General features: G+C 70.2%; 13 protein-coding genes. 4 read left to right on the top strand and 9 right to left on the bottom strand.

Annotation, left to right across the window (positions count from 1 at the left end):
- Positions 1-2: 2 nt before the first annotated feature.
- The 9 genes from ACI2L1_RS09715 to ACI2L1_RS09675 form a co-directional block, all read right to left on the bottom strand.
- On the bottom strand, positions 3-2,330 hold the full coding sequence (locus tag ACI2L1_RS09715) for a CaiB/BaiF CoA transferase family protein (protein WP_404738775.1): 2,328 nt from the start codon (positions 2,328-2,330) through the stop codon (positions 3-5).
- Positions 2,327-3,292, bottom strand: a complete 966-nt coding sequence (locus ACI2L1_RS09710; RefSeq protein WP_404738774.1) for an enoyl-CoA hydratase/isomerase family protein — start codon at positions 3,290-3,292, stop codon at positions 2,327-2,329. Before ACI2L1_RS09710 ends, ACI2L1_RS09715 begins: the two co-directional genes overlap by 4 nt.
- 2 nt (positions 3,293-3,294) lie before the next feature.
- Positions 3,295-4,419, bottom strand: a complete 1,125-nt coding sequence (locus ACI2L1_RS09705; RefSeq protein WP_404738773.1) for a M24 family metallopeptidase — start codon at positions 4,417-4,419, stop codon at positions 3,295-3,297.
- On the bottom strand, positions 4,409-5,632 hold the full coding sequence (locus tag ACI2L1_RS09700) for a M24 family metallopeptidase (protein ID WP_404738772.1): 1,224 nt from the start codon (positions 5,630-5,632) through the stop codon (positions 4,409-4,411). Before ACI2L1_RS09700 ends, ACI2L1_RS09705 begins: the two co-directional genes overlap by 11 nt.
- Before the next feature lie 58 nt (positions 5,633-5,690).
- Positions 5,691-6,854 (bottom strand): amidohydrolase family protein, encoded by a 1,164-nt coding sequence (locus ACI2L1_RS09695; RefSeq protein WP_404738771.1) that lies wholly within the window; start codon positions 6,852-6,854, stop codon positions 5,691-5,693.
- Positions 6,855-6,875: 21 nt separating this feature from the next.
- The gene (locus tag ACI2L1_RS09690) at positions 6,876-7,646 is read right to left on the bottom strand and encodes an SDR family NAD(P)-dependent oxidoreductase (RefSeq protein ID WP_404738770.1); all 771 of its coding nucleotides are present in this window, start codon (positions 7,644-7,646) and stop codon (positions 6,876-6,878) included.
- Positions 7,647-7,656: 10 nt separating this feature from the next.
- A complete protein-coding gene (locus tag ACI2L1_RS09685; RefSeq protein ID WP_404738769.1) occupies positions 7,657-8,883 on the bottom strand; it encodes a cytochrome P450 in 1,227 nt (408 codons plus the stop codon).
- A gap of 58 nt (positions 8,884-8,941) precedes the next feature.
- Positions 8,942-9,136, bottom strand: coding sequence for a ferredoxin (locus tag ACI2L1_RS09680; RefSeq protein WP_404738768.1), 195 nt, complete (start codon positions 9,134-9,136; stop codon positions 8,942-8,944).
- 196 nt (positions 9,137-9,332) lie between these two features.
- Entirely contained in the window at positions 9,333-9,983 is a 651-nt protein-coding gene (locus ACI2L1_RS09675) for a TetR family transcriptional regulator (protein WP_404738767.1), read from the bottom strand.
- Positions 9,984-10,117: 134 nt separating this feature from the next.
- Here ACI2L1_RS09675 and ACI2L1_RS09670 point away from each other — a divergent pair, with 134 nt between their 5' ends.
- From ACI2L1_RS09670 to ACI2L1_RS09655, 4 genes are all read left to right on the top strand, one after another.
- The gene (locus ACI2L1_RS09670) at positions 10,118-10,771 is read left to right on the top strand and encodes a TetR family transcriptional regulator (protein WP_404738766.1); all 654 of its coding nucleotides are present in this window, start codon (positions 10,118-10,120) and stop codon (positions 10,769-10,771) included.
- 153 nt (positions 10,772-10,924) lie between these two features.
- Complete coding sequence (locus tag ACI2L1_RS09665; protein WP_404738765.1) at positions 10,925-12,598, top strand: FAD-dependent oxidoreductase; 1,674 nt, start codon at positions 10,925-10,927, stop codon at positions 12,596-12,598.
- Positions 12,599-12,621: 23 nt separating this feature from the next.
- Positions 12,622-12,771, top strand: a complete 150-nt coding sequence (locus ACI2L1_RS09660; RefSeq protein WP_404738764.1) for a hypothetical protein — start codon at positions 12,622-12,624, stop codon at positions 12,769-12,771.
- 152 nt (positions 12,772-12,923) lie between these two features.
- On the top strand, positions 12,924-14,105 hold the full coding sequence (locus tag ACI2L1_RS09655) for a hydroxylase (protein WP_404738763.1): 1,182 nt from the start codon (positions 12,924-12,926) through the stop codon (positions 14,103-14,105).
- Positions 14,106-14,110 lie beyond the last annotated feature (5 nt).

Below are 14,110 nucleotides of genomic sequence, written 5' to 3'. Positions count from 1 at the left end.
CTCTACCGGGCCGGTGCCCGGCCGATGACTCCCTCGGATTCCAGCGCGGCGATCTCCTGTTCCGTAAGCCCCAGTTGGGACAACAGCTCATGATTGTGCTCGCCGAGCAGCGGGGCCGGGCGTACGTGGTGGCGGTCCGGGCCCCGGGAGAGCCGTACCGGCCAAGTGCTGTACCGAGCCGGGCCGTTGACAGGGTGGTCCACCTCCTCGAAGAAGCCGCGTGACCGCAGTTGCTCCAACTCGGCCTGGCGGTGCGGCTGGAGGACCTTGCCCACGGGGACCCCGGCGGACCAGAGACTGCCGACGATCTCGTCCGCGCCGCGCTCGCCGCACCACGCGGAGAGGTGTTCGTCGATGTCGTCCTGGTGCGCGCGGCGCCAGTCGGGACCGAGAGGCCATTCGGGCCGGCCGAGGGTCGCCCGCAGCGCCTCCCACTGCTGATCCGTGGCCACGGCGATCGCGACCCAGGAGTCCCGCGCTCCGAACTCGTCGAGGTCGGCGGTGAGATAGAGGTTCTGCGGGGCCGCGGCCGGACCCCGGTTACCGGCCCGCTCCAGCAGAGCGCCGTACGCCGAGTACTCGATGACCTGCTCCGCCGCCACGTTGAGGGCCGCGTCGACCATGGCGGCCTCCACCAGGGTTCCCTCACCGGTTCGGCGACGGTGTTCCAGGGCCAGCAGCAGGCCGTTCAGCGCGTGGACGCCCGCGTTGGGGTCGCCGATCGAGTAGGGCTCGACCGGATTCTGGTCGGGATGCCCGGTGAGCCAGGTCAGACCCGCCGCGTCCTCGATGACGAAGGCGAAGGCGGCGTTGTCGCGCCAGGGCCCGTCGAGGCCGAAGCCGGGCATGCGGACCACGATGGCGTCGGGACGGATCCGCCGTACCGCCTCGTAGTCCAGGCCGAGTTGGTCCAGCACCCGCGGGGTGTAGTTCTCGACGATCACGTCGCAGGTCGCGATCAGCTCGCGCAGCACCTCACGGCCGCGCTCGCTCTGGATGTTCAGAGTCAGGCTCTTCTTGCCGGTGTTGAGGCCCGCGAAGATCGGGGACCGCTCCCACCACTGGTCCACGCTCGGCGGCACACCCGCGATCAGCCGGGTGCCGTCGGGCCGCGCCGTGGACTCCAGGTGGATCACCTCGGCGCCGAGCATCCCGAGGACATGGGTGCAGGAGGGGCCGGCCCAGAAGGCGGTCATGTCGAGGACCCGCAGGCCGCTGAAAGAGAGGCCCTGATCAGCGACTTTTGGTGTCGTACGGCTGCTTTCCGTGTGCTCACCGAGCCGCGGGGCGGGTCCGGGCGGCCGTAGTCGCGCCGACCCCAGGCGATAGGGCGGACCGGGCTGCAGGAAGCCGTCGCGCGGGTTGCGCACGAAAGTGCCGCGTGCTTCGAAGTGGTCCATGGCTGCGGCGTTGGAGCCGTTGACCACAGGGGAGTTGGGGATGCGGAAGGCGGTGGCCAGCTCGCGGATCTCGGCCATCGTGCGGCCCGCGATCCACTCCTGGATCACCGGGGCCACCTCGCCTGCCCGCGCGATGATCGAGAAGGGGTTCTCCTCGTCGATCCACTCCGGGTGGCCGACCATCGCACACAGGTCGAAGAACTGTTGGGCCGTCGCGCAGCCGAGCGCGACGAGCCCGTCCTTCGCCGCGGCCACGCCCGGCACGTTCAGTCTGCGGGTCCGCTGCCACGGCCGGTCGAGCATGTCCCAGAAGGTGACCGGGTGATAGGTCAGGGCGAGGATGTGCGCTTCGAGCATGGACAGGTCGACCAGTTCGCCGCCTCCGCGCATCCGGGACACCATGGTCGCGGCCGCCGCGAACGCCCCCGACGCCCAGTCGCCGACCTGCCCGCCCACGCACACCGGCGCCCGGTCCGGCGCGCCCCGCCCGAGCCCGATGATCCCGCCGGACCAGGCCTGCAGGGTGAACTCGGTGGCCGGGCGGTCCTTCCAGGGCCCTTCCAACCCGAAGGGCGTGATCGACGTGACGACCAGGTGGGGGTGGGCGCGGTGGATCTCCTGAGGAGACAAGGGCGAACCCGGTGACCACACCGCCACGTCCGCCGACTCCAACAGCCCACGCACCAGAGCCGGTTCCCTTACGACGCTCTTCTTCGAGCAGGCCAGAAAGCTGAACAGGGCCCCGTCATGGCCGGGTCCGAGATCGGCGCCGGACGCCGTCCACCGCCGTAGCGGGTCGCCTTCCGGGGGCTCGACCTTGACGACCTCCGCACCGCCGTCGGCGAGGATCTTCGTGCAGTAGGCGCCGGCGATGCCCGTGGACAGGTCGACGACGAGACAGCCGGTCAGCGGCGGCTCGGCCGTGGTCATACGGCGTCCTCCCGCCCCGACTTGCTGAGCCTGAAGTCCGGCGGGAACCTGCCGTCGTTGCCGCGGACCGCGTTGGCGACGCCCCCGTCGACGGTGTCCTCGTCGAGCATCAGGTCGTCGCCGTCGGCGCGGGCGATGCCGCCGATCGACTCGAAGAGCCCGGTGAGCAGGGAGCCCATGTACTCGCCCTGGTGCTGCTTGAAGATCTCGAAGAACACCTTCTGCATGAACACCGTGTCGGTGGGCCGGTTGCGGGCGCAGGCCAGCGCGTACTTCTGCACCTCCGCCTCCAACCGGTCCCGGGGGACGACGCTGTTGAGGAAGTTGCAGGCGAACATCTCCTGGGCGGTGAACGGCCTGCCCGTGAAGACCATCTCCTGGAACTTCCGCAGGCCCATGGTCTGCGCCCAGGTCCACATCCGGGGTGCCCAGCCGATGTAGCGGAAGGACGGGTGGCCGAAGAGCGCGTCGTCCGAGGAGATCACGAGATCGGCGTCGGCGGCCTGGTAGAAGTGCCAGCCGTAGCAGTAGCCCTTGACCTCCAGGATGCTGATCTTCTTGAAGTCCTGGAGGCTGCGGCAGCCGCCCTCCGGGTGTGCGTACCACTGGGAAGGTGTGCCGCCGTAGCGGTAGGAACCCTTCGGGGGATAGCGGACGTCCTCGTCCCCGCCGATGCCCTGTTCCGCGAGGAGCGGTCCCGCGGTGGGCGCCGCGTGCATCTCCATCGTCTCCGCGATGTCGGCGCCCGACCCGAGGTCGTCGCCGACGCCCCGGATCACCAGGACCTTCACCTCGTCGTCGACGTTGGCCCGGTGCAGCAGGGTGGCGAAGCGCGAACGGGCCGCCGCGGTGGGGGCGTTGAGGGCGTCGGGCCGGTCGAGGGTGAGCGTGGCGATCCTCGTCGCGGGGTCCTTCTCGTAGCGGATGATCTCCTCCGCGGAAGGACGGTTGTCGTCAGCCATGGTCAGGGCCTCCAGTGGGGACTCGACGTGAGCAGCTCGGCACCGTCGGAGGTGATGAGCACGGCCTCCCGGCCCAGGACGGCTCCCACGCCCTCCTGCCAGACGTAACCCGTCACCGCCAGCACCATCCCGGGTTCGAGGCGCTCCTCGGCCGCGGTGCCCGGCAGCCCGGCGGCCACCACGGGCGGGTCGAAGCCCAGGCCCAGACCCCGGGCGACCGGCATCGGAGGCAGCGGCTCACCGGCCGTGTCGTAGGCGGCGAGAAGGTCACTGGCCGGCGCACCAGGGCGGCAGGCGTCGTACAGCAGGCTCCAGAGCCGTTCCCAACGCCCGTACAGAACGCGGCTGTTGCGGCTGCCCTCGCCGTCGGCCGGCCAGGTGCGGCCGACCTCGCCGATGTAGCCGCCGGCGACCACGCCCGAGGTGAGGGCGACGAGGTCGCCGGGGCCGACCCGGCCGTCCCGGTCGACCTTGCGCCACGGGTGGTCGCGGGAGGTCACCCAGGCCACCTCCTGCGTCGACGGTGTGCTCACGCCACCGGCGGCCGCGGCCTCCAGCAGAACGCCGGACAGGTGCCGTTCGCGGACGCCCGGCCGCAGCTCGGCGACCGCCTTGGCCAGACTGGCCTCGGCCACCTTCAGGGACTCGCGGAGGGCCGCGATCTCCTCGGCGGTCTTGACCCGGCGGGCTGCCCGCATGGCCGGTTCGCCGTCGACCAGTTCGGCCTGCGGGCAGGCCATGGGCAGGAGTTGGGCGAAGAGCGGGGAGATGGCGTCGGTGCCGACCCGGCGGGCGGTGGCCGTGCCCTCGATGCCCTGGAGTGCGGTCACCCAGTTCATGGGGTTCCACGTCAGGCCGTAGAGGTGTTCGCGGGGGATGTCGTCGGGGAGGCCCTCGTCCCAGGTCATGAGGGCGTGGATGGCACCGGTGGCGCGGACCACCACGGCGGCCGGGGCGAAGGGGCGGGTGCCCGCGGTCCACAGACCGCGGGTTCCGGTGACATACCGGACGTTGGCCTCGCGCCCGAGGACGAGGACGTCGAGGTCGTGGGCGTCCATGTGTGCCAGCGCACGCTCCCGCCGCCCGACGCGCAGAGCACGGTCGTCCGGCAGGACCTCAGTCGCCATCGGGGGAGCCATAGGGGGAGTAGGGATAGTCGGTCAGGGCTGTCCAGCCCTCTTCCTCGATCACGAGAACCTCCTCGCTGCGGTAGCCGCCGGTGCCGTCCTCCCAGACGACCGGTTCGAGGACGAGCACCATGCCGGCCCGCAGCACCTGCCCCTCGTCGAACTCCTCGCCCAGGTCGGTGCCGACGAACGGCATCTCGGCCGGGTCCACGCCCATGCCGTGGGCCAGGTAGAAGTGGGGGAGCCAGGGCTTGGCGCCGCCGTTCGCGGCGATCGCGGCCCTGGTCAGATCGGAGGCGGTGGCGCCCGCCCGCAGTACGTCCTTCACCGCGGAGTGGATCTCCCACCACTTCCTGAACTGCGCCCGCTGACGCGGGTCCGGATCCTGCCCTACGACCCAGGTGCGGCCGAAGTCCGAGCAGTACCCGGCGTAACTGATGCTCACATCGGTCCACAGCACATCGCCCCTGGCCAGCTCCCGCTCGGTCGTCAGCAGCGGAAGGGCCAGGTCGCCGTGGGTGGTCCACACCCCGGCCGCCCTGGAGTCCGGCATCACCTGCCAGATGGGGTCGAGGACATTGGCCTGTGCGCCTTGTTCGTAGGCCTGCCGTACGAAGCCCGCCGACAGGTCGATCTGCCGGATTCCCGGGGCCAGCGACTCCTCGACGCCGGCCATGGCCCGCTCGGTGATGCGCAGGGCATGGCGGACACAGGCGAGTTCGTCGGGGGTCTTGATCAGCTTGGCGACGGCCAGGACCATCGAGGCGTCGCCGGGAGCGCCGCCCGGGAACAGCGTCTTCTGCGCCCGGCGCATCGCCCCGGTCAGCTCGTCGACCGCCACGCGAGCCCCTGCGGGCACCAGATCGGCGAGTACGGCGGCGAAGTTCCGTACGCCCTCGTCGTACTCCAGGTAGACCGGCGGGTGGTGATGGTCGGCGGGCAGGGAGGGCTCGGCCGGGGTGCCTTCGCGGAACGGCATGAACAGGTGCGGCCACGGGTCGTCCGCGACGACCACGGCGACGGGACGGTCGACGTGGGCCAGACCGGAGTCGCCGAGCGGCCAGCTCGCCCCGGTCGCGTAGCTCACCGCGCTGTTGCCGAGCAGGATCAGGGCGTCGACGCCCTGATCCGCCATGGCCGTCCGCAGTCGTGTGCCGCGTTCGCGGCTCATCCGGTTCAGGTCGGGCTCGGCCGGGATGTCGATGACGGTCATCGCCGCCTCCGTTACGAGGTCATGGGCCCCAAGGGCCCCCAATGGCCCCCAAAGGGCCTCACAGGCCGAGGTACTCTTTGATGTTCCCGCCGACGATCCGCGCCGCCTTCTCGGGTCCCACGGCGTCCACGACCAGGCCGATCGACTTCTCGGAGTAGCCGAACGTGCTCTCGTTGTGCGGGTAGTCGGCGGACCACATGACCCGGTCCACGCCGATGTCCCCCAGGAGCTTCAGGCCGAGTGGGTCGACCATGAAGGACGCGTACATGTGGTGGTCCCAGTAGTGCTGGACGTCGTGCTCCAGGGGCCGGTCGAGCATGTGCCGGTAAGAGGCATGGATGTGTTTCGCGTCCTGGAGGGCGGAGGGCACCCAGTTGGCGCCGCCCTCGAACCATCCGACGCGCAGCCCTGGGTGACGGTCGAGGATGCCGCCGAAGATGTACTTGGCCCACACCTCGCGGAACGGCGACACGTTGACGACCATGCCGACGGCGATCGCGTTGGACTCGCAGGGTGCCTTGAGGGTGCTCTCGCCGATGTGGTGCGAGACCGGCAGCCCCGACTCCTCGATCGCCTCCCAGACGGGGATCATGGAGGTGCTCGCGTAGTCGACCGGGTTGCCCTCCAGGTCGGAGCCGGGGTTGAGCGGCATCAGGAAGGTCTTGAGGCCGAGGCCCTTCAGCTCCTCCAGGGTCCTGCGCGCGCCCTCGCCGTCCCACCAGTTGATGAGTCCCACGCCGTAGAAGCGGCCGTTCGAGCGTTCCTGGAGGCCTGCGATGTACTCGTTGTAGATGCGGAAGGTGAGCTCGCGGACCTCCGGGTCCGGATAGAAGAACATCGCCAACAGGGCGTTGGGGAAGGCGAGTTCCTTCTCGATGCCGTCCGAGCCGAGTTCCGCGAGCCGTCCTTCGAGGTTGTTCGAGCCCGATCCGGTCAGCGGGTCGTACTGCATGAGCACGCTGCTGAACTCCTTGGGCAGGAACGACTGTCCGCCCATGCCCAGTTCGTAGGCGCCGTCCTCGTACCACACGCGCGGGGCCTGGTCCTTGAGCCGCTCGGGGAACCTGTCGTGGAAGATGTCCTCCGCCAGCGAGACGTGGTTGTCGGCGGAGAAGATCTCGGTGCCCGGCGGAAGGTTCAGTTCACTGCCGGTGTGGCCCCGCCGGTCCTTCGGGGCGCCCAGTCCTTCGGGCGGGTAGAGGGGGTCTGCCTGGCTGGACATCTTTGTCCTCCGTCGAAGGGTTCAGGCGGGCCGCATCGGTTTGAGGCCCGCGGTGGTTCCGCCGTCGACCGTCAGCACGGTTCCGGTGACATGCAGCGCGTGGTCGCCGCCCAGGTAGGCGACGGCTTCCGCGACGTCCCGGGCGGTGCCGAGTCGTCGCAACGGCTGAACGGCCTCCATGTGAGCGCGGATGCGGCGGGTCATCTCGTCGTCGCCGGTCGCGGAGGCCACCAGTCCCGTCGGAATGCCGCCCGGGGCAACGCAGTTGACGCGGACGCCGTACTCGGCGAGATCCATCGCCGCGCACTTCGTGAAGTGGATGACCGCCGCCTTGGAGGCGCGGTACGACAGCACCCCGGGCCCGGCCTGGATGCCGCCGACGGAACTGACGTTGACGATCGAGCCGCCCCCGCCCGCCTTCATGTGCCGGGCCGCCGCCTGGGTGCCCGCCATCACGCCGAGCAGGTTGACGGAGAGCACTCGGTGGAAGTCGGCGAAGTCCTCGTCCAGGAGGCCGGCGTGCATGGTCCCGGAGATTCCGGCGTTGTTGACCATGAGGTGCAGTCCGCCGAACTCGCTTACGGTGAAGTCGACAAGCTCCCGCACCTGCTCCGGGTCCGCCACGTCGGTCCGCCGGAAACGGACGTCCGTGCCGAGCTCCTCGGCCAGCGACCGTCCCGCGTCCGCGTCGACATCGGCGACGACGACCCGGGCCCCGTCCTCCAGGAGCCTTACGACGGTGGCGTGTCCCAGGCCGCCGGTCCCGCCGGTGACCACAGCGATCTTGGTCATCGTGCTCCCCTCACCAGGTGACCGGCAGTTCGTACACGCCGTAGGCGAGCCGGTCGTGCTTGAAGCGGATCTCGTCGCGGGGTACGGCCAGCGCCAGGGTGGGGATGCGGCGGAAGAGCGTGCCGTAGACCACCTGAAGTTCCACGCGGGCGAGTTGCTGGCCCACGCACTGGTGGATGCCGAAGCCGAAAGCGTTGTGGTGACGGGCGTTGGGGCGGCCGAGGTCCAGCAGGTCGGGCCCGGGGAAGACCTCCGCGTCCCGGTTGGCGCTGAACAGCTCGATGATGATGCCCTCGCCGGCGCGGATCACCTCGCCGCCGATCTCGATGTCCTCCTTGGCGATCCGGCGCTGGCCGCCATGGATGATGCCCAGGTAACGCAGCAGCTCCTCCACGGCGCCCGCGACCACCTTGGGGTCGTCGGTGTCGCGCAGGAGGGCCAGCTGCCCGGGGTTGTCCAGCAGCGCGGGGACGGCGAGGCCGATCATGTTGGCACTGGTCTCGTGCCCGGCGATGAGCAGACCGAGGCCCATCATGGCCGCCTCGGGCACGGTGAGGTCGCCGTCGTTGACGCGGGCGGCTATGTCGGACAGCGCGTCGTCCGCGGGTTCGGTGGCCTTCTTGGCCACCAGCTGGACCAGATACCCGTTGAGCGCCCCGAAGGTCCGCATGCTCTCCTCGGCGGACACGTCGTGGGCGATCCCGCGGGCGGCGTTCTCCTGGAAGAAGTCGTGGTCCTCGTACGGCACCCCCAGCAGCTCGCTGATCGTCAGCGTGGGCAGCGGCAGCGCCAACGCCTCGACCAGGTCGGCCGGTTGGGGACCGGCGAGCATCGCGTCGATGAGATCATCGGTGATCTTCTGGATGGCGGGGCGCAGTGCCTCCACCCGTTTGTAGGTGAAGGGGCCCGTCATGATCCGGCGGTAGCGGGTGTGTTCGGGGGCGTCCGAGTTGAAGACGGAGCGCGGCCGGTGGTCCACCGCGGCCGCCATGCCCTCGTGCCAGTGCGGGAATCCGGGCAGCCGCTCGTCGACGCTGACCCGGGGATCGCCGAGCAACGCCCGCTGGGCGGCATGGCCGGTGACGATCCAGGGCGTGCTGCCGTCCCAGATCCGCACCCTGGCCAGGGGCTTCTCGGCGGTGAGCGCCCGCAGCTCCGGGGGCGGATCGAACGGACAGCCCTCCGCCCGGGGCATCGGCCACTCGGGGATCCGGGGCTGGGTCACTGCGTCGGACATGAACATCCTTGAGGGGTCGTTATGGGGGGTGTCGTGAGGGAGGCGTCCTGGAGGGGCGTCATTCCTTGATGTGGATCGCCAGCGCGGGACAGACGGCGGCCGCGTACCGGACGTCGTCGGCCGTGCCGGGGTCCGGCTCGTCGGCCAGCAGGACGACCACGCCGTCCTCGTCACGCTGGTCGAACACGTCCGGCGCGATGGCCACGCACTGGCCGGCCGCGACGCATCTGTCCTGCTCGACGGTTACTTTCACGGGGCTGCTCCTCGTCGCCGTGGGCACAGCGGAGCCTCGGTCTCGACCGTGGGGGGTGATAGCGGCGGCGGACAGGCACTCTCGGCTCCGTCGACCGCGCCTCCGAGTGAACTCCTGCTCCGAAGCTAAGTCAATCGGTTGATTCAAAATCTCTTCGGAGGGCGGGGCAGGTCCTGTGAAGAAGGCTGACGGAACGTCAAGAACCGTCTGTGACAGGTGCCGTCCACACGCCGACGATCGCGTCGACCATGCCGGTGGCGGCGGCGGACCAACTGGGGCGCGGGGTCGCGGTGCCCAGGGCCAGGGCACGCTCGCGCTCGGCGCACATCTGGATGATCACCTGCCGGGTCATGGTGGTGCGCTCGGCGCGCACCTCGGCCGGCAACTCGGGCAGGCAGCGGTGGAGGCCGTCCAGGATCTGCCGCCAGACCGGCGCGCTGAGGGTCTCGGCGACCAGGATCTCGTGGAGCGCCGGGTCGGCCATCACCTGTGCGCAGAACCGCGCGAACCATGTGGGGCTGCCCAGCTCCGCCAGGTACCGCGCCGTCGGCCGCACCAGACAGGCCACCCAGTCGCGGAGTTCGGCGGAGTCGCCGGTCGCGGCCAGCTGCCGTATGACCACGTGCTCAAGTCGCTCGGTGTGATGGCGGGCGATCGCGCGCACCAGATCCGCCTTGGTGCCGAAGTGGTAGCCGACCACGGCGGTGTTGCCCTGTCCCGCGGCCTCGCTGATCCGGCGGTTCGACACGGCGTAGATGCCACGCTCGGCGAACAGCCGCTCCGCCGTGGTCCGGATCAGCTCCCGGGTCGCTCTGACCTGCTCGGCCCGGACACTTCTCCCCGCCATGTCCACCACCGTACCGGGGCCCCGGTACGCCCGCGCCGGTCGGACGGTGAGGTTCCTGTGTCCACTGGACAGCAGTCAATCAGAAGATTTAAGTTCTGGTCGCGGCGGTCCACGGGGTGATGCACGAGGTGGCGATGGCAAGCGGCACGCGACGGGACGAGCGGGTCAGAGCGACCCGGGAAGCCCTACTGGCCGCGGCGGAACGGCTGTTCGCCGAGCACGGGGTGCACGCGGTCGGCAACCGTCAGATCAGCGAGGCCGCGGGACAGGGCAACAACACGGCCGTCGTCTACCACTTCGGCACCAAGGTCGACGTCGTACGGGCGCTGATCCGCAGCCACGCCGAGCGGATCGAGGCCATCCGCGTCGGCATGCTGGCGGACATCGGCGACTCCACCGAACTGCGGGACTGGGTGGACTGTTCGGTACGCCCCGTCACCGCTCATCTCGCCGAACTGGGCTGCCCCAGCTGGTACGCCCGCTTCATCGCCCAGGTCACGGCCGACCCCGCCCTCTACCCGATCGCGGAGGAGGAGTTCTACGGCGTCTCCCCGTCGCTGAGGGCACTGGAGGACGGCCTGAACCGCTGTGTGCCCGAACTGCCCGACGAGGTGCGAGCCGAACGCGCCGACATGACACGGCACTTGATCGTGCAGATGTCCGTCGAGCGGGAGCGGGCCCTCGTCGGCGGCACCCGCACCGCCCGGTCGACCTGGCACGACACCGCGCGCGGCCTCGTCGACGCTATCGTCGCGCTCTGGCAGTCACCTGTGACGCGCGAGCCCTGAGCGGCCAGGACGAAATGGCCGTAGTGGCCGAGGGGTTGGCGCCCTGGCCGGCGACCTGACCGTTCCACTCAGCGGGAGGACGTCCGCACGGCTCGATCACCGAACCTACGGTGGATCCCACCTGTCGTGACCGAGCAGCGGAGGAGGCGGGTCGTGACCGCATGGGACCACTCGACCGACTTCCTGGTGGTGGGCAGCGGCGCGGGAGTCGTGGGCGCGGTCCGTGCCCGCGCGCTCGGCAAGGACGTCCTCGTGGTCGAGAAGTCCGACCTGTTCGGCGGGTCGACCTGCATGTCGGGCGGGGTGATGTGGCTTCCCCACAACCCCCTGATGCGACGCGAAGGCGTCCCCGACTCGGTCCACGCCGCACTGCGGTACTTCGACACCGTCGTCGGCGACGCCGGTCCCGCCTCCTCCCACGCCCGCAGGCTCGCCTACGTCAACTCCGGTGCCGAGATGGTCGAGTTCCTGGAGTCCCAGGGCCTGGAGTTCCGGCGCTGCGAGGGCTACAGCGACTATTACTCCGGGGTCCGGGGCTGCGAGGGCGGTTCCGCGCGGGGCCGGTCGATCGAGGCGAAGGCCTTCGACAAGAAGGAACTCGGGCCGTGGCAGGACCGGATCCGCCTCGGCTTCTCGAACGGGCTCACCGTCTACACCGGTGAGGCGGGCCCGATGATGCTCATGAGGACACGGATCGGAATGGCGGTCCTGGCCCGGGTGGCGCTGCGGACCGCGCTCGGCCGGGTCCGCGGGCAGCGGCTCGTGTCGAACGGCGCCGCGCTCTCCGCCCGGCTGCTCCGGACGCTGCTGCGGCAGGGCGTCGACGTGTGGCTGGAGTCCGAGCTGACTGACCTGGTCGTCTGGGACGGCCGGGTCGTCGGCGCCGTACTGCGCCAGGGCGGCCGGGAGATACGGGTGCGGGCACGCGAGGGCGTGCTGCTCGCCGCCGGTGGGTTCGCCCGCAACAAGGCGATGCGCGAGGAGTACATGGGGGGACGGCCGACCGGCACCCGGTGGACCTCGGCCAACCCCGGCGACACCGGGGAGACCATCCGGATCGCCATGGCCCACGGAGCCGCGACCGACCTGCTGGACGAGGCCTGGTGGATGCCTTCCTGGCTCATGCCCGACGGCACGCCCGCGATGTGTCTGTCCGAGCGCAGCAAACCCGGTGCGATCGTGGTCGACGCACAGGGGCGCCGCTACTTCAACGAGGCGGTCGCCTACCAGGAGGCCGGCCAGCGGATGTACGCCCACGAGCGGGAGTTCGGGGGTGCGGTCCCCTCCTGGCTGATCGTCGACTCACGGCACCGCAGCCACTACCCGTTCGGGATGTCCCCACCCGGCCGGACACCCACGGAGTGGATCGAGGGCGGCGCGATGAAGCGGGCCGACACCCTGGAGGACCTGGCACGCCAGTGCGGGATCGACGCCGGCGGGCTCCTCAAGACGGTCGAGCGGTTCAACCGGTTCGCCGAGGCGGGCGTCGACGAGGACTTCCACCGGGGCGAGGGCCACCACGAGCAGTACTACGGCGACATCACCCACCGTCCGAACCCCTGCCTGGGCCCGGTCGCGGAGCCGCCGTACCACGCGGTCGCCCTGTACCCGGGAGACATCGGCACCAGCGGCGGTCTCCTCTGCGACGAGCACGCCCGGGTCCTGGACACCGAGGGCGAGCCGATCGAGGGCCTCTACGCCACCGGCAACTGCACCGCGTCCGTGATGGGCCGCAAGTACCTGGGCGCGGGGGCGAGCATCGCGGCCTCGGCGGTGTTCGGGTACGTGGCGGCGAACCACGCGTCCCTGGTGCCGAGCAGGCCTTAGCGCGGGCGTCCCACGCTCACGGGATGACGATCACGTACGAATGGAGGGGCGACTTCGAGAACACGGCCGTCGACGCCCTTCGCGCGGAGGCCTCCGGCGAGTACACGCCTTCGTTCTGGACGCCGTGGTCGGCGCCGGACTTGTCGCCGAGGGAGGTGAGATTCGTAACGTAGACCTAGCGGTCGGTACACTCCGTGATTTCTGTCCCGGTCAGCGGAAAGACCACAGCGGCTCCTGTGATCCCGAATTCACAATGAGGCCATCCCGCCGCCGAGCGCGGCACACGTGAAGCACGTGATTCACCGGTACGCAGGAGGTGTGCGGCGTGGCGCACGAAGTTGTCGGTCGTATCGAGGAGATCGGGCCCGAACTGGCCGGGCTGGCCGAAGAGAACGAGAAGATCGGCAAGTTGAGCGACAAGACCGTCGCACTGCTCCGTTCCGCAGGAGTGATCAGGCTTCTGCAGCCCAAGGAATTCGGCGGTCATGCCGCCCATCCCCGGGATTTCGCGGAAGCGGTCATGGCGGTCGCACGCCATGACGGAGCCGCCGGCTGGGTGAGCGGAGTCGTCGGAGTGCACCCCTGGGAACTGGCGCAGCTGGACTCCCGGCTCGCGCACGAGGTGTGGGACGCCGACCCGGACACCTGGATCGCCTCGCCCTACATGCCGAACGGCATTGCCGACCCCGTGGACGGCGGATACGTGCTCAGCGGGCGCTGGCCGTTCTCCTCGGGCAGCGACCACTGTTCCTGGGACTTCCTCGGCGCGCTCGTCGGCGACGGCAAGGGCAAGCCGGCGGGCCCGATCAGCGTGCTGCACGTCGTGCTGCCCCGCTCGGACTACGAACTCGTCGACGACTCCTGGGATGTCGTCGGACTGTCCGGCACGGGCAGCAAGGACGTCGTCGTCGACAAGGCCTTCATCCCCGAATACCGCACGATCCGCCAGGAGTTGGTCACCGAGGGACAGGCCGCCGAAGCCGTCGGGCTGACCGAGACCCTCTACAAGCTGCCGTTCAGCGCGATGTTCCCGCTCGGCATCACCGCCGCGGTCATCGGCATGTGCGAGGGCGCCCTGGCCCTTCACCTGAGCCAACAGCGCGATCGGGTCGCCGTGACCGGCATACAGGTGCGCGACGATCCGTACGTCCTCTACGCCGGCGGAGAGGCGGCCGCCGAGATCGCCGCCTCCCGGGTCCAGCTGATCGACGGCATCAGCCGGCTCCACGACCAGGTCGAGTCCGGCAGGCCCATCACCATCGCGGACAGGGCTAGCGTCCGCCGCAACCAGGTGCGGTGCGCATGGCGTGCCGTCGAGGCACTGGACGAGATCTTCACGCGGTCCGGCGGCAACGCGATCCGGCGCGGCAACCCGCTCCAGCGGTACTGGCGGGACGCGCACGTCGGGCTCCAGCACATGATCCACGTCCCCGGCGCGGCGTACCACGCCGACTCCCTGGCCCAGATGGGCCTGGAGCTGCCCGAGTCCATGCGCGTCATCATCTGAGGCCG

It is taken from the genome of Streptomyces sp. NPDC019531 (assembly GCF_044903305.1).
Classification (GTDB): Bacteria; Actinomycetota; Actinomycetes; order Streptomycetales; family Streptomycetaceae; genus Streptomyces.
Note: the sequence above shows the minus strand (reverse complement) of the source record. Positions and strands in the feature narration are given on the sequence as shown.